Below are 21,317 nucleotides of genomic sequence, written 5' to 3'. Positions count from 1 at the left end.
AAAAAAGCCCCAGTTACGGGGCTTTTTCGTTTTCTGTTCCTACAAGAGAGCGTTTGGTAGCTTTTACAAGCTTTGGTTTAAAAAAGGTTTATTTAAATGAAAGGTATTGGTAATCCAGAGAAAAAATAAGGCTTCAAATACCAGGGTAAACGGAATAACAGACAAATTTTTAAAAAATAACAAGATGGTCCATTCCGAAGCGGTACTTACTAAAATTTGATGACTGATTAACGTTAAATACAAGCACGTTTCGTAAGCTAATAAGTAAATTAAATAGTTAAAACCGGCCGCTATCAACGAAAAACCAACGCAATTAAAAACAAAGGCCAGCCAATTATTTTTAAAATTTTGCTTGGCAGCCTGCCATTTTAATTTTCGGTTAGGCTTTTGCGTAAATAAGTGTTTTATCCGGGAAAGGCCGCTTTTTACATTGGCTAAACCCAGCGCGTAAACAAACAAAAGTAGCCGGGCCGATTCTATAATTACTTCTAAAACAATATGCGTTACGGAAGTAACTTCGCCAAAGCCACCCAACTGAATTACCCGTCCCAAGCCGGCAATAAAGCCCAACGCCATAATTACCTTAAAATGCTGGCCGATAAAAGAAAAAGAACCGAAAAGCCAGCTTAATTTACCGGAAATACGAAATGGCAGATTCATGGGTATAACTACATTTAGCCGGAAGTTAAACAGCTACTATTTTAAAATTTTAACAAATCAATGCGTTTAAGAGGTAAAAGTAAGGCCGTGCAAAACACGGCCTTACGATAAACACCAACCAACTAATAAAGTATACTAAAAAAAATCTTGCCTTTAATCAGGCTATTATATTATAATTCTATTTCAATTTGTTCTTTGGTTTCTGCCGGTATTTGGGCGGTAGAAACAGATTTATTATTTAATTTGCGCAAGAGCTTGGTCTCCAATTCACTCTTTGCTCTTTCTTCAACACTATTGGTACTCAGCAAAAGCATAAACACCAGTAACAAAGAGCGGGTTTTGAGAGCTTGCATTTCCATTTTTAATCATCTTGGTAAAAAATAAAAATTACGACTCTCTTTGCTTTTTCTGCACACTTCTTAATCAGTTCCTTTGGGGTAACCGATTGCCGTGTAGGTATTAACAAGCTGTTGCCTCGCAAGCATGCAAATACTGCAAGCCAAACTGGGTAATCTGCAAATAAATCCGAGCATCAATGCCTTTTACTTTTATAAAATTCTTCTTCAACAAATATTCGGTTAACTCTCCTGTAAAACTCCAGTCTTTTCCTTGCAAAGCCGGAATAAACTCTACCGCTACAAATTCGTTTTTTAAAGTTTTTAAATGAAAAAGAACCTTTAAAGTTGATGCCATTACGTTAGCCGAAGTACTAAACGACTTATTGGCGTTAGCACCCAACGAAGTAAAAGGGCGATTATCTGGTTTCTGTTTTTCTATTACAACGTTATTTTTATTAACTTCCAAACCTATTGGCTCACAAGCCGAAGATAAACCCAGCGACTTAACAAACTGCGAGAGATCGGCCATATTAACATGGTTCTCCTTAAGCTTATTATAAAGCCAAACTAAAGATTCTTCTTTCACTTCCAATGTTGCCATCTTAGGAGCTGCAGGTGTTGTTTGTTTTTTTTAACGATATAAACTTACTAGCTACTACTGCTGAAAAAAAGGAAATTAAGTGCTTAAAAGTAACATGGATTTTTGCTTTGTAAAATTTTAAAAAAGTGACTTTTATTGCCTTTAAAGCTAATTTTTGAAAGATGATTTGTGGTTTGAAAGTGGGGTTTAGTAACAAAATTTAAATTTTTTTGTTGGTTTTAATTAAAATTAATTGCAGAAAAAAGGCGGGCAGATCTAAAATTTTGGGCAAAAAAAATCCCTCCTGGGAGGGTTTCAAACTTTCCCCGGCGATTACACAAGCCCAGCAGGCTTGTGCAAATCGGTGGGGTTCTTAACAAAAACAAACAAAATTTATGTTTACAATGGCTATGGTTTCCCTAGCCAAAGAATCAAATCAAGTATTTTACTCCGAGCGAAGCGCTTTTACCGGATTAAGCCATGCTGCTTTGGCCGCCTGAAAACTAACCGTGAGCATCGCAATAAGCAACGCGGCAATGCCGGCCAAACCAAAAATCCACCATTGAATAGGTAACCGGTAAGCAAACTCTTGTAACCAGTAATGCATGCCGTACCAGGCTACGGGGCAAGCCAGAATAATGGATATAAACACCAGTAAGGCAAAATCTTTCGAGAGCAAAATAACAATATCGGTTACCGAGCTACCCAGCACTTTGCGAATGCCAATTTCTTTGGTGCGCTGCTCGGCAGTAAAAGAAGTTAAACCAAACAAGCCCAAACAAGCAATCAATATGGTGAGCCCGGCAAAATAACCGAACACGGCCAACATTTTTTCTTCGGAGCGGTATTGCTGGGAAAAGTTTTCGTTTAAAAAATAATATTCCATCGGGTGCTTGGGGTCATAGGTTTTCCAGATAGCTTCTACCGTTTGAATAGTTTCGGGTAAATAATCCGGCTTTAACCGAACCAGTAAATAAACCGGGGGCGTAGGAGCCAAAGCTATAATCAAGGGTTCTATTTGGTGGTGCAGCGAGGTATAATGAAAATCTTTTACCAACCCGATTACCGTACTCGAATCGTATTCGCCCATTACAAGTTTTCTACCCACCGGATTTTTCCAACCTAGCTCCCGGGCTGCTGCTTCATTAATTATATAAGCACCCTTTTTGTCACTTGGGTTATTTTTTAAAAAATTCCGTCCTTCCAATAGTCTTATTCCCATCAAATCTAAAAAGTCGTAGTCCACGAACATGGCGGCCATGGTTTTTTCAATCACGTGGTTTTTTTCTTCTACCTGCACCAATGCCCGCGAGGTGCGTTTTCCCGGAATTTGCACGCTGGTAGATACTTTTTGAACCCGCGGTTGTTTAAGCAGTTCACTTTTTACTTTGGGCAGGTTATTGGTTAGGGTAGTATCGCCGATGGGCACTTCTATTACCAACACTTGCTCTTTGTGGAAGCCTAATTCCGAATTTTTTAAAAATTGCATTTGCCGGTAAACAATAAGCGTACCGCTGACTAATATTAAAGAAATGGTAAACTGAACCACCACTAAGCCTTTGCGGAAGAAAGCATTGCCATGCGGGTTTTTAGCTGTTTTAAGCACATCTACGGGTTTAAACCGCGATAAAAAGAAGGCTGGATAGCTGCCGGCAATTAAACCCACGAATAGAACAATAGCTGCTAAAGTGCCAATAAACGAGAATTGCAAAAAGGCCCCGTGCGTGAAATTTTTACCGGTAAGTCCGTTAAAGAACGGCAGCATAATTTCTACGGCGGCTACGGCCAGCAAAATAGCCAGCAACGTAATAATCACGGATTCGCCCACAAACTGCCAGATAATTTGCGACCGGTGCGCGCCTACTACTTTCCGGAGGCCTACTTCGCGGGCGCGTTTGGTAGAGCGGGCCGTAGCCAGGTTCATGTAATTAATGCAGGCAATTAACAAGATAAATACCGCTACCAGCCCAAAAATATACACGTATGATTTGTTACCCGCCGGCGAAATATCGTAGGTGCGATCCGGGTTTAAATGAATGGCCGCAATGGGTTGCAACATAAATTTTAAACGGGCGCTTACGTTGTATTTCTCCGTCCAGGGGGCTACTTCCTGGTTATACAAGCGGTCGAGTTTTGACTGGAAAGTTTTTTCCTGACGGGGGCTGTCCAGTAAAATGTAGGTAAACCAGTTCATGCCAAACCAACTGTAATTAGCTGAATCAATGGCGCTGTATTTTAATGTCCGTTCTGCCAGAAACATGTTGGCTTTAATGTGGGTTTGCCCCACATCTTTAAAAACGCCGGTTACCACGTGGGCATTTTTACTGAACTGCAATACCTGGCCCAAAGCTTCATCGGCCGAGCCAAAGTATTTTTCGGCTAAGCGGTCCGAAATTACTACCGTGCGCGGGTTTTGCAGGGCCGTATGCGGATTACCTTTTAAAAACTCGTAAGAAAAAATGTCAAAGAACGTACTGTCGGCAAAAAACAAATCTTCTTCGTTAAAAGCTTTGTCTTCGAGCCAAACCGTTTGTTTGCCAATGGGGAGCAACCGGGCTACCTTTTGTATTTCGGGATAAGTTTTTTGCAAAGCTGCGGCCAAAGGCGCCGGCGAACGGGCAAACTTATCTTGCTGGCCCTGCACGTTAATATCGGTTACTACCCGGTAAATCTGGTTGTAATTCTCAAAATGGTGTTCGTAGGTAAGCTCATCTTTTACATAGAAAAAAATAAGAATACACGCCGAAATGCCCGTAGCTAAACCCGCAATGTTAATGGCCGAATAAGCTTTGTTGCGTAATAAGTTGCGTAAAGCTATTTTGAGGTAATTTTTTAGCATAGGCACTTTTGTTGTTTCTGTTTAAAGGCTCCTGGCTTAGCCTAACTTATTAAGATTAGCTCGATTTTTAAATTTTATTAATTTTCCGGCATCTCTTGCAAGTTAAGTTTGAGTCAGAGCAATTTAGAGACAGATCTTAAATTTTTCTTGCGGTGTCGCGCATTATATTTCAGCTTTTGTTATTTGTTCCGGTGATTTGTTGGAGCCAATAAGAATGCCATTTTTTGCTTTGCTTTGATTATGAGTTAATTAGAGTGATTGCTTGTGTGGGGCTAGTTAATTACTGTTCGGAACCGGACATTTATTGCCTGAAAACGGACACTTGGCTGGATATATTAGTATATTTGACTTCCAGATATTTACTAAAACCTTGATTTAGAGTAGGCTATTCTGCTTTAAAAAGGGTGGCATTTTAGTTGTGCTGCCAGTATAAGAAGTTTAGCAATCCCAATACAATCTCTCTAAATTTAGTAATTTTAAAAAAAGAAGAAAATACAACCCTACTTACCAGATTTGCCTGTTTATGGCTAAAACCGACGCAAAAATTTTAATTGTTGATGATCAGGAAGATATCTTAACGGCTGGTCGTATATTTTTAAAACAGCACTTTACCTACGTGCGCACCGAGCCAAACCCCAACCGGATTCCGTATTTAATGCAAAACGAGCATTTTGATGTAATTATGCTCGATATGAACTATTCGGTAGGGGCTACCTCCAGCAAAGAAGGGTTTGATTGGTTAAAAGAAATTCTGGAACGCGACGCCAACGCCGTCGTAATTTTAATTACGGCTTACGGCGACGTAGAAATTGCGGTAAAAGCTTTAAAAGAAGGCGCCACCGATTTTGTGTTAAAGCCCTGGCAAAACGAAAAATTGTTGGCTACACTTTTATCGGCTACGCAACTAAGCAAGTCGAAGAGCCAGGTAAAACACCTCATGGCACGGCAGCAGCACATTACGCAAACCATCGAAAAAAACTACGGCGAGTTTATCGGGGTGTCGCCTACCATGCAAAGGGTTTACCAAACCATTGAGAAGGTAGGTCCTACGGATGCTAATGTTTTAATTTTAGGCGAAAACGGTACCGGTAAAGAGTTAGCCGCCCGGGCCTTGCACCGCCAATCAGCCCGGAGCAACGAAGCTTTTATTAACGTGGATTTAGGTGCCGTGAGCGAAACCTTGTTCGAAAGCGAACTGTTCGGCCACGCCAAAGGCGCTTATACCGATGCCAAAGAAGACCGCGCCGGCCGTTTTGAAACGGCATCGGGTGGTACGCTTTTTTTAGATGAAATTGGAAACCTTACTTTACCGTTGCAGGCTAAATTGCTAACCGCTTTGCAGAGTCGTCAGATTATCCGCTTAGGTACCAACAAGCCTATTCCCATAAACATCCGGTTAGTAAGCGCTACCAATATGCCTTTGCACGAAATGGTAGGGCACGGGCGTTTCCGGCAAGATTTACTCTATCGCATAAATACCGTCGAAATTCACTTGCCACCCTTGCGGGAGCGCAAAGAAGATATTAAACTGCTGGCGGAGCATTTTCTGAGTAACTATCGCCGCAAATACCAGAAACCTAACCTGGAGCTGGACAACGAAACTTTAAAAAAATTAACCCAATACCATTGGCCCGGTAACATTCGCGAACTCGACCACGCCATTGAACGGGCCGTGATTATGAGCGATGATAAAGTTTTACAAATTTCGGATTTTGGCTTTGCGCCTGCACCCGTTAGAAATGAAGCCAACCTGGACGGCGATTTAACCCTAGATGCTTTAGAAAAATTAATGGTGCAAAAAATGCTGGCGAAATATGCCGGCAATATAACGCACGCCGCCCGCGAGTTGGGCATAACCCGTACGGCCCTTTACCGCAGAATAGAGAAGCATGGTTTATAATAATTTTCGTGCCCGGCTGCTTCTTAAAATTGCCAAACTGGTTTTTACCATATGTTTGCTCGCCTTTGTGGTTATTTACCAGCAATGGTATGTTTCGGGATTTTGCCTGGCCTTAGTTATCGCGGCTCAGTTTTATTTTTTAGTAGAGTATGTAGAGCAAACCAACCGTGAATTAACTCGGTTTTTTAGTGCTATCCGGTACTCCGATTTTACCCAACGCTTTGCACCCGAAGGTAAGAACCCTACTTTTAAACTTTTGTACCACGAGTTTAACGAAGTTATAGAAGCTTTCCAGCGAATAAAAGCCGACAAAGAAGCCAATCATTTGTATCTGCAAACCATTGTGGAGCACATGAGCATCGGCATTTTAATTTTTAACGCCGCCGGCGAAGTAAAACTGTTAAATAAAGCCGGCAAGGAATTGTTGCGCACGCCTTATTTAAAAAGCATAAAAGCGCTGGAGCGGATTAGTTTAGAATTATTGACTACCCTGTACACTCTGGAAACCGGCGATAGCAAACTGGTTTCGATCAGTCGCGAAGATGGATCGGTGTCGCTGGCTTTGCGGGCTACGCAGTTGCAGTTACAAGGCGAATTATTAAAAATTATTTCGCTGCAAAATATTCGGTCCGAGATGGAAGAACAGGAGCTAGAAGCCTGGCAAAAACTCATCCGGGTATTGTCGCACGAAATTATGAATTCTATTACGCCGGTTGTTTCGTTGGCATCCAGTATTCACGACCTGGTAGCCCAGGATTTAATTACCCAAACGGCGGGTGGCCACTTAGCCGTGGACGAAGAAGTTATGAGCGATGTGCAAACCGGTTTGCTTACCATTGAAAAACGCAGCGAAGGTTTGCTGCATTTTGTGCACGATTACCGCCGACTGGCGCGGGTACCCAAACCAAACTTAAAACCGGTGAAGGTGAAAACCTTGTTTGAGCAGCTCGATACCTTAATGCGCACCGAAATGGGCTTTCACCAGGTAGAGTTTTCATTGTATGTACCTAAAGAAGACATGGAAATATCGGCGGATGCCGAGTTGATTAGCCAGGTACTGATTAATTTGGTAAAAAACGCCATGGAAGCTTGTTCTGGTTGCGAAAACCCTCGGGTAGAAATTTACGCTTATTACGATGCCATGGAAAATAACCGGGTGCGCATTGAGGTAAAAGACAACGGTCCCGGCATTCCGGAAGAAATTATTGATAAAATTTTTATTCCTTTTTACACTACTAAAAAAGAAGGGTCGGGTATTGGTTTAAGCTTGTCGCGGCAGATTATGCGCTTGCACCGCGGCACTTTGCGGGTAAGTAGTTCGGCGGGTAAACAAACCGTATTCTCGTTGTTGTTTTAGTTGCAGATTTTAAGGTGCCGCATACAGATAGCTTCTTCAGGTTTTTAATATCAGAAACGAACTTAAATTATTATCTTTCTTTAGATTAGCTCGAAAAGTAATTTTTTACGATTTCGTCGAGCATTTCTACAGTTAATGGCTTGCGCCGAAACCCGGCTATCTCGGCAATTCCGTTTGCTTTCTTTTCGTCGTCGTAATTTACTGAAGCGGTCAAAATAAAAATTACAGGCGGATTATTGTTGCCGGATTCTATTTTTTTATACTCATCAATAAAATCCCAACCCGTTAGGCCAGGCAAATTCAAATCAAGAAAAATAAGTTCTGGTTTATCCTGTTCGGCGTAATCCGGGCTTTTCCAGTAGTTTAAAGCTTCTTGAACCGTTTCGGCTACCTCGATATTTCGGGTTAACTGGGTCTTGTTTAGAGTACGTTTATGTAAAAAATTAGTAGTCGCATCATCGTCAATTAACAAAACGTTTAATTTTCTACTCATAGTAATGTATTTAAATAACAGGTAACTTAAAACGAAAAATACTGCCTCCTTCCGGATTTGGTTCCACCCAAATTTTACCTCTGTGTAACTCTACAATTTTCCGGCAATGTGCCAGCCCAATACCGGTACCTTCGTACGCAGTTCGGGAGTGCAACCGGTGAAAAATAACAAATATTTTCTCCTGAAATCGGGCATCAATTCCAATGCCATTATCAGCAACCGAAAATACCCAGTAATTGTTATCTTGTAGGGCAGTAATTCTAATCTGCGGAGAAATATTTTTCTTACGAAACTTTATTGCATTACTAATAAGATTCTGAAACAATAATTTAAGTTCTAATCCATAGGCCGGCAGTTCAGGAAGCGGACTACTGGTAATAATAGCTTGGTTTTCCTGAATGTACGTTCTTAAATCGGCTAAACATTCTTGCAAAATAATATTACAATCAACTTTTTCCAGCAGTTTATCTTTCCCCAGGCGGGAGTATTCCAGCAGACCGGTTATTAAAGCGCGCATTCTTACCGCAGATTGCGATAAAAAGCCGAGGTAAATGGAGGTCATTTCGTCCATGTCGCCTTTATTTTGTTGTTCCAGATCAGCGACCACGGTAGTAATCGTACGCAAAGGTTCCTGAAGGTCGTGGGAAGTGATAAAGGCAAATTGCTCTAATTCGTGGTTTTTGTCCTTTAAGGTTTCAATAAGTTGTTCCATTTTAGTGCTTTCTTCTTTTAGTTGCATCTGCAGGTACGCTTCCTGAGTTATTGTTTTCTGTAAACCCTTAACCAGCATATCCAACAGCGCTACACAAACTACATTCAAACAAATAAGATTAGAAGAAACTGCTATCCAGGATTCTGCAGTATATAACTGCGTTAAAGAAGAATTTAGCAGCTTATAATGAATAATGAGAGCAAAAAGAACGCAGATTATTAAATTAAGGCCAATACTTTTGTAGGCAACAGACACCGGGAAAATAAGCGCCGTAAAAATTGTTATGGTTAACAGATACAATAAGCCAGGCCCAAAAGAACCCAAAAACAGAAGCAATATCACGGCCAGCAAGTAAAGCATGGCCATAGCTAAAACTTTCCGGGTAGCTAAATTTAGGCTTCTATGAAAAGCTATCAGAACAAAAGAAAGTGCCGTTACAATATCAACAATAGCTAAAAACCATAAACCTTCTTTTAAAGACAACCATACACCCGGAATTAATGCTACTAAACTTACCGGTAAAAAATATACAATGGCATTTGTAAACACTTTATCGCGCCAGTAAGCCAAATCTTCTATTTCTGGCTTATTCTTACCTAGTAAATTTTCTTCCGTAAATTGTCTGTATTGCAGCCAATAACTCATTTAAATCTTAATTTATATAGACGCAAGTCCTTAATGCTGCGCTAAATTAATGTTAATATGCTATCGAAAAATTATATTTAAAATAATTAAGTTTTTTGAAAAAGGCAGATTCTACAGGGTAAGTTTTAGTTCGACAAATCTATTTAAAAAACAAGATACGGGGGAAGATTCCAGAGTTTTTCTCAAACCAGGTGGCTTGGGCGCTTCTCGGCTTCATACTTTTGTTTAGCAGGATGATTCAAATATAGTAAGGGGATAAAATTAAAAAAGTGCAATAATTAAAGCCGTTAATTTGATTGAGTGCCGTAAACAAAAATAATCAAGCATTGTGGAAGCTCCTTCAGGTCTAATTGAAATCAGAAAATTAAATGAAAGCAAGTTTTGGTTTCCGGGGCGCCAGGAGAGATTAGTTTTATTTTATTAGTCCGCTATCATCACTTACAAGAGTATTGCTTGCGTTTTATTACTGCGGCAAATGGGCTAATTAACAATTTTTAAAAAAATAGATTTTCCCGGATTTTAGATTTAAAAATTGTCCTTCGGGAGCAATACTTTTGTTTCCGAGAGCTGATAAAAAATACTATCCTTTTTCCGGAAGCTTTTTTGCAAATTCCGGCAAATTGTTTTTTCCTCTGTTTTTAAATTTATTACATTTGGTAAATGTTGCTGGCTCTACACTATGCAACATTTGCTACCTGTTGCGCAATAATCTGATTGAGTTGATGCGCTGGAACAACCCCCGACTGACGCCACAAAATACGCCCCTGATAAAACAAGATTAGCGTGGGAATGCCCTGAATCTGATACTGCTGCGCCACTGCCTGATTATGATCTACATTAATTTTAATTACCTTTACTTTGCCGGAGTGGTTTTTAGCAACCTGTTCAATAATGGGTGCCATGGTTTTACAAGGACCGCACCAATCTGCGTAAAAATCAACTAAAACCGGCATGCCGGGAGCCTGTATTAATTCCTGAAATGATTTTTTAGGCATAGGTTTAAATAATTATTTTAAAAATTCTTTTGAGTTTACGGCTTCTTTATTTTACTGGTTTTAAAGCAATCAGGTTAGCCGAAATAGTTTAATAATACCTGTTGATTTAACTGCTTTTTGCTATTCAAAAAATGATAACCAACTTATAATGCGGCATGAAAAAAACTGTAGCTGTTTTTGCCTTTTTACTCGGGTTGTTTTTCGTTTACCGGTCAGGCCGGGCGGGTAATCTGTATCCGGATCAACCGCCCAAAACTAAAACTACCATTGTGTACCTGGTGCGCCACGCCGAAAAAAGTACAACTAATCCCGACGATAACGACCCTGACCTGACGCCGGCAGGTTACGCCCGGGCCAAAGCCTTACAAAAGCATTTGCAAAATATTCCAATTGATGTTTTTCTATCTTCGCCGTACAAGCGTACCCGGTTAACCTTAACCCCGTTAGCTGCCGGGCGCGAAATTGGCACTTACCCGGCGCATGGCTACACCGCTTTAAAAAAACTAATTACCGGTAAATACGCGGGCGAAACCATTATAGTGGCGGGCCACAGTAATACTTTACTAGATATTATTGAAACCTTTGGTGCCGCTAAGCCGGTGCGGGCTATTAGCGATTCTAAATACGATTATATTTTTAAATTAACCTTGCGGCCGGGCAAAAAAGCCAAAGTAGAAACGGCCACTTTCGGACAGCCTACAACGTAAGTGCAGAAATGTAAAAATTTAAAAATTAATACCATGCCGTTAATTTAACAGCCAGTCGCCAACACAAATTAGGAGCCTTTACCTTAATGTGATTGCCTTAATCCAGTAATGAAAGTGATGGCAAGGACAACCGAAAAAGCCCCTAACTCAGATTAGTTAAGGGCTTTTTCGGTTGCCAGTAAGGCTTAGTTTAATCGAAAATTTTTTAAATTTTTTGGAATAAGCGGGTGCCGGTCCAATAATAAAGCTTGTTGCACGATTAGGGTAATAATTACGATAACGGCAATTTGTAAATTGCTTAAAATTCGGGCGTTGCCTTGTATGGCATCGGAGCTATGCAATAATTCTTTGCCCACTTTAATCTGAATATCGCTGAGTAAAACCAGTTCTTGGTGAATGGCTTTAAAAATCCAGGCAATTTCCTGGGTGTTTCTGCCAGATAGGGGCGGGTTACTTAATAATCGCTGCTCCAGGGCATTATAGCGGTTCATGTTTGCTTTAAACGCTTGCAACCGCCGGCTTTCTTCATCTACCAGGTAAGTAGTTTCAAATTTCTGAATGGTAGAGTCGATTTGCCTGGTATAAGCCGCTAGCTGCCGGGTTGTTGCGGCTTTTTGCTCAACGGAGGGGTGGAGCAGGTATTGGTCCAGAATAAACCTTTTATTGTACATTAAATCGTTCATAAAGAAAAGTTCGGAAGCTGGAATCAAACGGTCTTTGTAAATAGAAGAAACCGAACTGTTCATATCTTTCATTAAACTTTTCTCGATAAAACTGCTACCCAGCACAATCAGTACCACTACCATCAGGAGCAAGGCGGGTTTGGCTTTGTTATGAATTTTATATAACATCTTCATGAAAATTTCCTTTCTTCGTTGCTTTTCTAATTTACTAAAAATTTTTCAGATTTTAAGTATATAAAAGGAGAAAGGACCCGGTTTCATTTAGAAAACTACAGAATTTTTAAAAATTTTATTTTAACGCTATGTAAATTCTTATGCAGGGCAACAGGAGTAACCAGGTAAAATCTTGCTAAACGAAATAAATGAAATTGGCCTTGTAGCAGCTGTTTATTGGAGATTGAGAGCGTTTTTATTTAGCAGACTGGCCGTAAACCGCAATAATAATAGCCCCACCGGCCATTAAAAGGCCACCCAGAATAATGGGCCAATCTACCCGTTCTTTTAAAAAAATGGCCGCAAAAAGAATAGCAAAAACTAAAGACAAGCGTTCCAGCGGGGATACCCGCGAGGCATCGCCCAGCTTTAAAGCATAAAAAGCCAGTAACGACGAGATGCAGGTTAATACGCCCGCAATCCCCAAAAACAACCAGGTGCGGCGTTCAATTTGCGTTACGTGCGATAGGTTGCCCTGAAATGTGACTACTCCCCACGAAATTATCAAAATGAATATGCCCTGAATAGCAAAAACCAAACTGGAATCTACGTTTTTAATGGCGGCTTTAGATAAGGTAACTACAATAGCAGAAGTAAGAGCGGCTAGCAAAGCAAAAAGAATCCACATAAGCAGGTTATATAATCTTAAAAAGAATAGCGGGGTAAATGGTTAATCTAGAATATGTTCTAACGGCACCCGTTAGAGTAAGTTGTAGGTTTAAGGCTTCCAGTCAAAATAAGATAAAACCTTGTTGCCTTGTAAAGCATGTTATCCCAGTATTGTTTCGTTCTACCGGTTGGGTTAACGCGTGTAACCGGGAGCAGTGGCACGCTTTACGGGTTTGAAAAATTAATTTTTTAAAAATTTAAATTTTTAAGCTGGATATTCACCCTCGGTTCTCTTTTCATTATTTTGATTTTTTAAAAATGCCGGTTTTTAGCGCAGATATCTGGTGGGTAGTTGGCTTTTTAATTTTAGGCATGTGGCTGAGCGTAGTTACCCGAAAACTAACGGTGGCTGGCGCTTTTACCGGGGGAGCTTTGGGCATAGCCATTTTCCTGGGAACTGGTTACGTGGGCTTAATCATGCTGGGTGTTTTTTTTGTGCTGGGTACCCTGGCCACTTCCTGGAAATTAAAATACAAACAAAGTCTAGGACTGGCCGAGTTAAACAAAGGCCGTCGGACGGCGGGGCAGGCTTTTGCCAATGGGGGAGTAGCGGCCATTATGGGCTTGTTAGCCTGGGTTTTCCCGGAGCACGCTACGGTATACCGGGTTATGTTGGCCGCCGGTTTTGCCGCTGCTACCGCCGATACGCTTTCGTCGGAGTTGGGCAACGTGTATGGTCGTCGGTTTTACCACGTTCTTACGGGTAAAAAAGCAATGCGGGGCCAAAATGGGGTAATTAGTTTGCAGGGTACGCTTTTGGGTATTTTGGGAAGTGGTATTATTAGCGCTATTTACGGATTTAGTTTTGGTTGGGGCACTCCGGTGCTTGGCATTGTAGTGGCAGGTACCATCGGCAACTTCTTCGATTCTATTTTGGGAACTACTCTGGAAAACCGAGGTTGGCTGTCGAATAATGCCGTTAATTTTTTAAATACCTTGGTGGGCGCCTTGGCCGGTGGGGCCTTTTACCTGCTTAGTTAAATTTAAAATTTAAAAACAGACTATTCCTTTAAACAGATTAGCATCTGTAATTCTACTTCCAAATTACTCCTAAACTTTATGCTGGTTAATGCTGTTAATTAAAATAACAGTAGCTGGAAATCCGGGAGCGGCTTTAATTTTAAAAGAATAATTAAAATAAAAGCTTAAGCTAATGCCCGCTGGTTTTTCCCAGCAGAGTTGTTAATCAGTGAAGAAATTAAATTTTTTAAAAAATTTATTTAGAAAAATGACACAGTCGAAAAAACTTTCGGAAATACCCGTTTCGGTGCTGGATTTGGTGCCTGTTTTGGCCGGACATACGCCCGCTGATTCGTTCCGGAATAGTTTGGAATTAGCCCAGGCCGCTGAACGCTTGGGATATAAACGATATTGGATGGCCGAGCACCACAATATGGTAGGCATTGCCAGCTCGGCTACGGCCGTATTAATTGGGTATATTGCCGGAGGTACTTCTACCATCCGAGTAGGTTCCGGGGGGATTATGTTGCCGAACCATGCCCCCTTGGTGGTAGCGGAGCAGTTTGGTACGCTGGCTTCGTTGTACCCCAACCGCATTGATTTAGGCTTAGGCCGGGCTCCCGGCTCCGACCAACTTACGGCTATGGCCTTGCGGCGCAGTTTAACCGGTTCGGTCAATGATTTTCCGGATAACGTGGAGGAGCTGCGCACGTATTTATCCAACGATAACAGTACCTCGCCGGTGCGGGCCATTCCGGGCGAAGGCTTAAATGTGCCCCTTTATATCTTAGGTTCTAGCACTTTTGGCGCCCAGTTAGCCGGCCTGATGGGTTTGCCTTACGCTTTTGCCAGCCATTTTGCGCCTACGTATTTACAAGCAGCTTTACAAGTGTACCGCGAAAACTTCCGGCCCTCCGAAAGTTTAAAAGAACCCTATGCCATGGTGGCCCTTAATGCCATTGTCGCGGATACCGAACAAGAAGCGCACCGGTTAGCTACCAGTTTGTATGCTTCTTTTATTAACGTAATTCGCGGAAAATCGCAGCCTTTGCAACCCCCCGTTGATAACATGGACGATATTTGGGATGCCAATGAGGCTTACGCGGTACAACAAATGCTCCGTTATTCTTTCGTGGGTAATCCGGAGCAGGTAAAAGAAAGCTTGCAATCCTTTGTGGATAGCACCCAAGCCGATGAACTGATTATTTCGTCGCACATCTACGACCAGGCCGCCCGCGTTCGTTCTTACGAATTAATTGCCGAGTTAAAACAGGAACCGGCCAGCGTAACTATTTAGAAGTTGGATGTTGGATGATAGACATTAGATGTTAGATATTAGGGTTTAGTATTGATGATTATTGAACATCAATGTGTTGAAGCTTATCAGCCTATATAAAACTAGAAGCAACCTTCGCCTTTGGGGGTGTCTCCACCACCAAAACGGGATAGCTCCTCAAAATGCTACTCGCTCCTAATTGGTAGCTTTAATTATTCAATTTTAGAATGCTTAACAGATTCAGTATAAAACAGACCCGATAAGTAAGTAGTTTAAGTGCGATAATTTAAATACTTTGTCGCTGTAGAAATTAGAAAATTTAAAAAAGCAATCCGGATTAATGCGCCGGATTGCTTTTTTGTTTTCAACCATTTCCTTCCGAAAACGATTTTGTTGAGGCATAAAGTAGCATTCCGGTTAAATTATGTGGATGTAAAAATCTATTTACTGCCGGCAAAAGGCCGAACAATAAACCGGATTCCTATATTTGCAAAAACAACGAGTTCCCATGACACCAGAAGCAAATTTCGAAAAATTAGGATTATCCTTACCTCCCGCTCCCAAACCTTTGGGGGTTTATAAACCTTTATTACTAGATGGTAAATATTGCTACGTTTCCGGCCACGGTACCGTGCAACAAGATGGTTCTTTGATTATCGGCCGCATTGGTCAGGATTTTACGCCCGAAGAAGGAAAACTGGCGGCACGGCAAGTAGGCTTGGCTATTCTGGCTACTTTAAAAGAAAATTTAGGCAGTTTAAACCGGGTTAAACGGGTTATCAAAGTTTTAGGAATGGTTAATTGCGTTTCCAGCTTCGAGCGACATCCGTTTATTATTAATGGCTGCAGCGAATTGTTCGCCCAGGTTTGGGGCGAAGAAAACGGCATTGGCGTGCGTAGCGCAGTAGGTATGGGCTCGCTCCCCGATAACATTCCCGTAGAAATTGAAGCTTTATTTGAACTGCACTAATTTCATCGGATTTTAAAAGCTTTGGCGGAAAGATCAGAAATGTAAAATTTTAAAAATTTACGATTTTATCTTTCCTCAGCGTTTATTTTTTAAACTCCATACGGTGCCAGAGCCTTTTTTAACGAGCAACGACTAACCAACAACGAAAAAAGATAACCATGAGCATCCTGCCTGAAACTGACTCCCAGCCCTGGTACCCGGTTACCAACATGGATACTGTTGATACGCCCGCTTTGCTGGTTTATGCGGAACGGGTAAAACAAAACATTCAGTTGCTCAAGAGCATGGTTCCGGCTGTAGCATGCTTGCGCCCGCACGTGAAAACGCATAAAATGTTGGAAGTTAGCCAACTATTGCTGGATGCCGGCATTACCAAATTTAAATGCGCCACCATTGCCGAAGCCGAAATGTTGGCGCAGGTGGGAGCGCCGGATGTGTTGCTGGCTTATCAACCCGTTGGGCCCAAAATATACCGATTGCTGTTACTGGTGCAAAAATATCCCAACACCAAATTTTCGTGTTTGGTAGATAACGAGACCATTGCCCAAAGCATTGCCATTACGTTTGACCGGGAAAATTTAACCTTACCGGTTTATCTGGATTTAAATGTGGGTATGAACCGGACCGGCATTGTTCCCGGACCGGAAGCTTTTGCTTTGTACCAGGCTTGTAGTCAAATGGCGGGCATTGAACCCGTGGGTTTGCACGCCTACGACGGGCATTTGCGCCAACCCGATATCACCGACCGGAAAGTTGCCTGCGATAAAGCTTTTGAACCCGTATTGCAATTAGCCGACCAAATTGAAACGGCGGGTTATCCAACTCCTGTTATTGTGGCCGGGGGCACACCTACTTTTCCCATCCATGCCCAGCGGCCGGGAGTAGAATGCAGTCCGGGTACGTTTGTGTTCTGGGATTACGGGTATAGCACTACCTTAACCGAGCAACCGTTTGTATACGCTGCTTTGGTGGCTACCCGGGTAATTTCCCGGATTGATGACCAAACGCTTTGCCTGGATTTAGGCCATAAAGCCATTGCCGCCGAAAATCCTTTACCTCGGGTTATCTTTTTGAATGCGCCGGAGGTTAAGCCCATTTCGCAAAGCGAAGAACATATGGTGGTGCAGGTACCTGCGGGCAATAATTACCAGGTGGGCGATGTTTTTTACGGCATTCCGGTGCATATCTGCCCCACCTGTGCCCTCCACGACAAAGCCTACGTGGTCGAAAATAACCAGGTAAAAACCACTTGGGCAGTTGTTTCGCGTAACCGGTTTATTACCGTGTAAGTTAATTTAACTAAACCTAAAATGTTTATTGCTGAGGTTTAAACTCAAAAATCTATTTATAGCTAAACGCCCTATTACGGAAATTTAATTTTTTAAAATTTAACAAAACCAGCTACTTATTACAAGTCGGAAGCTATTTCAAATATAAAAAACAACTAACGCTACCAACACCATGTTTACCATAGATGCGCACCTCGACCTGGCCATGAACGCTTTGGAATGGAACCGGGATTTGCAACAACCCGTAACTGCTATCCGCGAACGCGAACAAGGCAAAACCGATTTACCCGATCGTGCGAAAGGTACGGTGTCTTTCCCGGAGTTGCGCCGCGGTAACGTAGGTCTGGTAGTAGCCACCCAAATAGCCCGCTACGTAGCCCCGGATAACTCTTTGCCAGGCTGGCATTCGCCAGAGCAAGCCTGGGCGCAAACTCAAGGGCAACTGGCCTGGTACCGCGCCATGGAAGAAGCCGGGGAGTTAGTTTCTATTACCGATTTAGCTGGCCTGGAAAATCATTTACAAAACTGGGCCTTACCCGATAGCTCCGATTCTAAAAAGCCGATTGGTTATATTCTGAGCTTGGAAGGAGCTGATTCTTTAGTAACGGTGGGGCACTTGGAAAGAGCCTGGCAACGTGGTTTACGCGCCGTTGGTCCGGCCCATTACGGTCCGGGCCGCTACGCCAATGGCACCGATGCTACCGGCCATTTACAAGCGCCGGGTAAAGATTTACTTCGCGAAATGGAACGATTAAACATTATCCTGGATGCCACCCACCTCTGCGACGATGCATTTTGGGATGCCCTGGATGTATTTTATGGTCCGGTTTGGGCTAGCCACAACAATTGCCGCAGCCTGGTTAACCACAATCGCCAATTCAGCGACGAGCAATTAAAGGAATTAATTTCCCGGGGTGCCGTAATCGGAGCTGCTTTTGATGCTTGGATGCTGGTACCTAACTGGCAGCGGGGCCAGTCTACACCGCAAGAGATGCATTGTTCTTTAGAAACCGTACTGGACCATCTGGATCATATTTGCCAGTTAGCCGGTAATGCCAAGCACGTTGGGATAGGATCAGATTTAGATGGTGCTTTTGGCCGGGAACAAAGCCCCTACGACCTGGACACCATCGCGGATCTAAATAAAATTCCGGATTTACTCGCTAAGCGTGGGTATTTACCCGAGGATATTCAAAATATTATGCACGGCAATTGGCTGCGGTTTTTGCGAAAGGCTTGGGCTTAATTTTTAAAATTTTGCCTTTTATTTAGCGGTATTGTTTAACCCCTCCCCCTGCGGGACCTCCCCTAAAAACAGGGGAGGAGATGCCGCTATTCATTTTTTCTTGTTTCGTTTTCAGCAGCGATAAGATGTAGCAGTAGGAACGTGCCGCGGCACGTTCCTACTGGAAAGGTTCACTGATGCCAGGAAGCTTGAAAAGACTCCAAAGAACAGCCGCTACTCCTGGAATAAATCAGCTTTAATACTGTCCATAATCCACTAACTTATATTATTTTGAAAGAACCGCTTCGGTTGTTATTAATTCTTCTATATTTCTGGAAACTTCTTCTGAAATTAAGATGAGTACAACAAAGCAACTCCAACGGTCGCTGGGGCTTCGGTTAGTAATTGTGGTAGTTATTGGGAACATTATTGGTTCGGGCGTTTATAAAAAAGTAGCTCCCATGGCCAATGAGCTGCATTCGTCCGGTTGGATTTTAATTTGTTGGGTGCTGGGAGGAATTATTACGCTGTTTGGGGCGCTGAGTAATGCGGAGGTGGCCGGTTTATTAGCCGACACGGGCGGCGAGTACTCGTATTATAAAAAAATCTATAACCGGTTTTTTGCCTTTATTTTTGGCTGGTCGTTGTTTACCGTTATTCAGACGGCTTCCATCTCGTCGCTGGCTTATGTTTTTGCCCAATCTTTAAGCAGCATCGTAAACCTGCCGCCTTTGTTACCCGATTTAGCCCAGGTAAATATCGCGGAAGTGTTTTATCCGTTCGCTGACTTAAACGTAAAAGTAACGGCCATTATTTTGATTTTACTGCTTACCTGGCTCAATACCAAAGGCATTAAAACGGGGGCCAACGTGAGTACCGGTATATTAGTTCTGGTTTTCACGGGCATTTTAACCATCGTGCTTTTTGGCATCAGCAGCAACGCGGCTAACCTGGTACAACCTTTTCAATTAAGTACGACTACCGGACAAGCGGTTACCGTAAGTTCCGTATTTACCGCTATGTTGTCGGCGTTTTGGGCTTATCAAGGCTGGGCGGCCATTGGGTATGTGGGCGGCGAAGTGAAAGACGCAAACCGCACCATTCCGCGAGGTATTGCTATTGGCGTGTTACTCATTATAACTATTTACTTATTGGTTAACGCCACGTACTTATCCGTTTTGTCCATTCCGGAATTAACGCAGATACACCAGGCAGGTAACCAGATTGCGGCGGTAGAAGCCGTGCGGAGTTTCTGGGGCAGTAAAGGGGCAGTATTTATTTCGGTGCTGATTTTAGTGACTACCCTGGGCTGTACCAATGCTACCATTCTGGCGAGTTGCCGCACGTACTTTGCCATGGCCCGCGAAGGCTTATTTTTTAAAAATGTAGCTAATTTAAACAAAGAAAACACACCCGCTAATTCGTTGTGGTACCAATGTGTATGGGCGTGTATGCTGGTGTTATCCGGCTCTTTCGACCAGTTAACCGATATGATTATTTTTGCCGTATTTATTTATTACGGCGCTACTACCTTGGGCGTATTTATTCTGCGGCGTAAAATGCCCGATGCCCACCGCCCTTACCGGGTGTGGGGCTACCCCATAGTACCCGCCGTTATGATATTGTTTTGCGCGGTGCTGGTGCTCAATACTTTTTTCATCCGACCACGGGAGGCAGCTATTGGTTTGATATTGATGCTTACGGGCGTGCCTTTATACTGGTATTTTACCCGCCGGCAAACGCAAAAAATCCAGGAGCTAAACAACTAGGTTTGTTAAGCTCCTGGTTAATTAAATTTTTAAAATTTATAAGTTCTAAGCACCTGTTTAGAGGAAATCAGCGCGCTTTTTAATAAGTAACTACCGGTTTAGGTTTACGCAGGGCATCGAGGCTCCAGATACCAGCACCGTGCGCAGCAATGTATAAGAACAAAAAGCAGTATAACATGGCCAGTTCGCCCTGGTTCAGCAACGGAATGGGGCCTTTGGGGAAATGAGCCATAAAGAAAGCGGCCGCCATTTGCCCGCAGGCAATAAAAGCGGCAATGCCGGTAAATAAACCAAAAGCAATCATTAAACCACCTACTAACTCTACTACGCCGGCAAATCCCATCATCGAAGCCAGGGGCATGGACGTTCCATCGCCGGGCCAACCCAACAACTTTTGGGTGCCGTGCATGGCAAACAACAAACCGGAAACAATTCGTAAAAGCGCAAAGAAATAAGGGGCAAAATTACCTAAGATTCTAGTCATGGCTTTAAGGTTTATTTTACAACATTTGATTTAAAATCAGCTTATTTCAAAAACAAGGGCAATAATGGTTTATTAACGAGGCTAAGTGCCAGAAAGTTAATATTTTAAAATTTTCTTAAAATGCAGAGTGGTAGCATTTGCCTAGTTTAAGGACTGCTATAGATAGTTAAGGCTTTATCTGGTAAAGGTATAAGCCCACCAGATGAGTACGCCTTGCAAGGGTAAGCGCAGCCAGGTCAGCCACCAACCGGGCCGGTGCTGTTCGGTAAATTGCAGCGCCATTTGCACGTTGGCCGGGAATACTGCTATTAATAAAGCAATAATCAGCCAGGCCGCTACAGGGCGAGTGCCAGCGGGTAACAACAAAAGTCCGAACAGTATTTCACAGGCGCCACTAGCCAGTACCAGAAATTTATGCGCCGGGAGCCAGGGGGGCATAATGCCCATATACATGCCCGGTCGGAGAAAATGTAAAATACCGGCTCCCACGTAAATTAAAGCCATGATATAAAGGGATGCCTCTCGCATGATTCTTAGTAACAAATACCAATAC

The 21,317-nt window shown here is 42.6% G+C and carries 20 protein-coding genes; 9 read left to right on the top strand and 11 right to left on the bottom strand.

Annotated features, from left to right (window positions below):
- Positions 1–63 precede the first annotated feature (63 nt).
- The 4 genes from HUW51_RS02235 to HUW51_RS02220 form a co-directional block, all read right to left on the bottom strand.
- Positions 64–660: a hypothetical protein gene (locus HUW51_RS02235; protein WP_185272377.1), complete on the bottom strand. Its 597-nt coding sequence runs from the start codon at positions 658–660 to the stop codon at positions 64–66.
- Positions 661–830: 170 nt separating this feature from the next.
- Positions 831–1,019 carry a hypothetical protein gene (locus HUW51_RS02230; RefSeq protein ID WP_185272375.1) on the bottom strand — a complete coding sequence of 63 codons (189 nt, stop codon included), beginning with the start codon at positions 1,017–1,019 and terminating at the stop codon, positions 831–833.
- Positions 1,020–1,119: 100 nt separating this feature from the next.
- A complete protein-coding gene (locus HUW51_RS02225; RefSeq protein ID WP_185272374.1) occupies positions 1,120–1,599 on the bottom strand; it encodes a hypothetical protein in 480 nt (159 codons plus the stop codon).
- Between the two features lie 424 nt (positions 1,600–2,023).
- Positions 2,024–4,417, bottom strand: a complete 2,394-nt coding sequence (locus tag HUW51_RS02220; protein WP_185272372.1) for an ABC transporter permease — start codon at positions 4,415–4,417, stop codon at positions 2,024–2,026.
- A gap of 523 nt (positions 4,418–4,940) precedes the next feature.
- Between HUW51_RS02220 and HUW51_RS02215 the strand changes: the two genes are divergently transcribed.
- Entirely contained in the window at positions 4,941–6,317 is a 1,377-nt protein-coding gene (locus HUW51_RS02215) for a sigma-54-dependent transcriptional regulator (RefSeq protein ID WP_185272371.1), read from the top strand.
- Positions 6,307–7,674, top strand: a complete 1,368-nt coding sequence (locus HUW51_RS02210) for a sensor histidine kinase (RefSeq protein WP_185272369.1) — start codon at positions 6,307–6,309, stop codon at positions 7,672–7,674. The genes HUW51_RS02215 and HUW51_RS02210 overlap by 11 nt, the downstream gene beginning before the upstream one ends.
- Before the next feature lie 85 nt (positions 7,675–7,759).
- Here the strand turns inward: HUW51_RS02210 and HUW51_RS02205 are convergent, their stop codons facing one another.
- From HUW51_RS02205 to trxA, 3 genes are all read right to left on the bottom strand, one after another.
- Positions 7,760–8,167 (bottom strand): response regulator, encoded by a 408-nt coding sequence (locus HUW51_RS02205; protein ID WP_185272368.1) that lies wholly within the window; start codon positions 8,165–8,167, stop codon positions 7,760–7,762.
- A gap of 10 nt (positions 8,168–8,177) precedes the next feature.
- Positions 8,178–9,524 carry a sensor histidine kinase gene (locus HUW51_RS24500; RefSeq protein ID WP_228466909.1) on the bottom strand — a complete coding sequence of 449 codons (1,347 nt, stop codon included), beginning with the start codon at positions 9,522–9,524 and terminating at the stop codon, positions 8,178–8,180.
- Between the two features lie 677 nt (positions 9,525–10,201).
- Positions 10,202–10,519, bottom strand: a complete 318-nt coding sequence (gene trxA, locus HUW51_RS02195) for a thioredoxin (protein ID WP_185272366.1) — start codon at positions 10,517–10,519, stop codon at positions 10,202–10,204.
- A 155-nt stretch (positions 10,520–10,674) separates the two neighbouring features.
- On the opposite strand from trxA, the gene HUW51_RS02190 reads away from it, so the two are divergent.
- On the top strand, positions 10,675–11,226 hold the full coding sequence (locus HUW51_RS02190; RefSeq protein WP_185272365.1) for a SixA phosphatase family protein: 552 nt from the start codon (positions 10,675–10,677) through the stop codon (positions 11,224–11,226).
- A 185-nt stretch (positions 11,227–11,411) separates the two neighbouring features.
- Here the strand turns inward: HUW51_RS02190 and HUW51_RS02185 are convergent, their stop codons facing one another.
- Together HUW51_RS02185 and HUW51_RS02180 are read right to left on the bottom strand one after the other, a co-directional pair.
- Complete coding sequence (locus HUW51_RS02185) at positions 11,412–12,083, bottom strand: MCP four helix bundle domain-containing protein (protein ID WP_185272364.1); 672 nt, start codon at positions 12,081–12,083, stop codon at positions 11,412–11,414.
- Positions 12,084–12,318: 235 nt separating this feature from the next.
- Entirely contained in the window at positions 12,319–12,750 is a 432-nt protein-coding gene (locus tag HUW51_RS02180; RefSeq protein WP_185272362.1) for an EamA family transporter, read from the bottom strand.
- 299 nt (positions 12,751–13,049) lie between these two features.
- Between HUW51_RS02180 and HUW51_RS02175 the strand changes: the two genes are divergently transcribed.
- The 6 genes from HUW51_RS02175 to HUW51_RS02150 all read left to right on the top strand — a co-directional run bounded on the left by HUW51_RS02175 (position 13,050) and on the right by HUW51_RS02150 (position 20,280).
- Positions 13,050–13,772, top strand: coding sequence for a DUF92 domain-containing protein (locus HUW51_RS02175; protein ID WP_185272361.1), 723 nt, complete (start codon positions 13,050–13,052; stop codon positions 13,770–13,772).
- A 247-nt stretch (positions 13,773–14,019) separates the two neighbouring features.
- Positions 14,020–15,048 carry an LLM class flavin-dependent oxidoreductase gene (locus HUW51_RS02170; RefSeq protein ID WP_185272360.1) on the top strand — a complete coding sequence of 343 codons (1,029 nt, stop codon included), beginning with the start codon at positions 14,020–14,022 and terminating at the stop codon, positions 15,046–15,048.
- A 487-nt stretch (positions 15,049–15,535) separates the two neighbouring features.
- Complete coding sequence (locus tag HUW51_RS02165) at positions 15,536–15,997, top strand: RidA family protein (RefSeq protein ID WP_185272359.1); 462 nt, start codon at positions 15,536–15,538, stop codon at positions 15,995–15,997.
- 158 nt (positions 15,998–16,155) lie between these two features.
- Entirely contained in the window at positions 16,156–17,286 is a 1,131-nt protein-coding gene (locus HUW51_RS02160; RefSeq protein WP_185272358.1) for a D-TA family PLP-dependent enzyme, read from the top strand.
- A 172-nt stretch (positions 17,287–17,458) separates the two neighbouring features.
- Positions 17,459–18,532 carry a dipeptidase gene (locus HUW51_RS02155; protein ID WP_185272357.1) on the top strand — a complete coding sequence of 358 codons (1,074 nt, stop codon included), beginning with the start codon at positions 17,459–17,461 and terminating at the stop codon, positions 18,530–18,532.
- A 335-nt stretch (positions 18,533–18,867) separates the two neighbouring features.
- The gene (locus HUW51_RS02150) at positions 18,868–20,280 is read left to right on the top strand and encodes an APC family permease (protein ID WP_185272356.1); all 1,413 of its coding nucleotides are present in this window, start codon (positions 18,868–18,870) and stop codon (positions 20,278–20,280) included.
- Between the two features lie 79 nt (positions 20,281–20,359).
- On the opposite strand, the gene HUW51_RS02145 is transcribed toward HUW51_RS02150, so the two are convergent.
- Complete coding sequence (locus HUW51_RS02145; protein ID WP_185272355.1) at positions 20,360–20,764, bottom strand: DoxX family protein; 405 nt, start codon at positions 20,762–20,764, stop codon at positions 20,360–20,362.
- 174 nt (positions 20,765–20,938) lie between these two features.
- A complete protein-coding gene (locus tag HUW51_RS02140) occupies positions 20,939–21,292 on the bottom strand; it encodes a DoxX family protein (RefSeq protein WP_185272354.1) in 354 nt (117 codons plus the stop codon).
- Positions 21,293–21,317: the final 25 nt, after the last annotated feature.

The sequence above is a fragment of the Adhaeribacter swui genome (assembly GCF_014217805.1).
GTDB classification, from domain to species: domain Bacteria; phylum Bacteroidota; class Bacteroidia; order Cytophagales; family Hymenobacteraceae; genus Adhaeribacter; species Adhaeribacter swui.
This window is presented reverse-complemented; position numbering and strand designations above follow the sequence as displayed.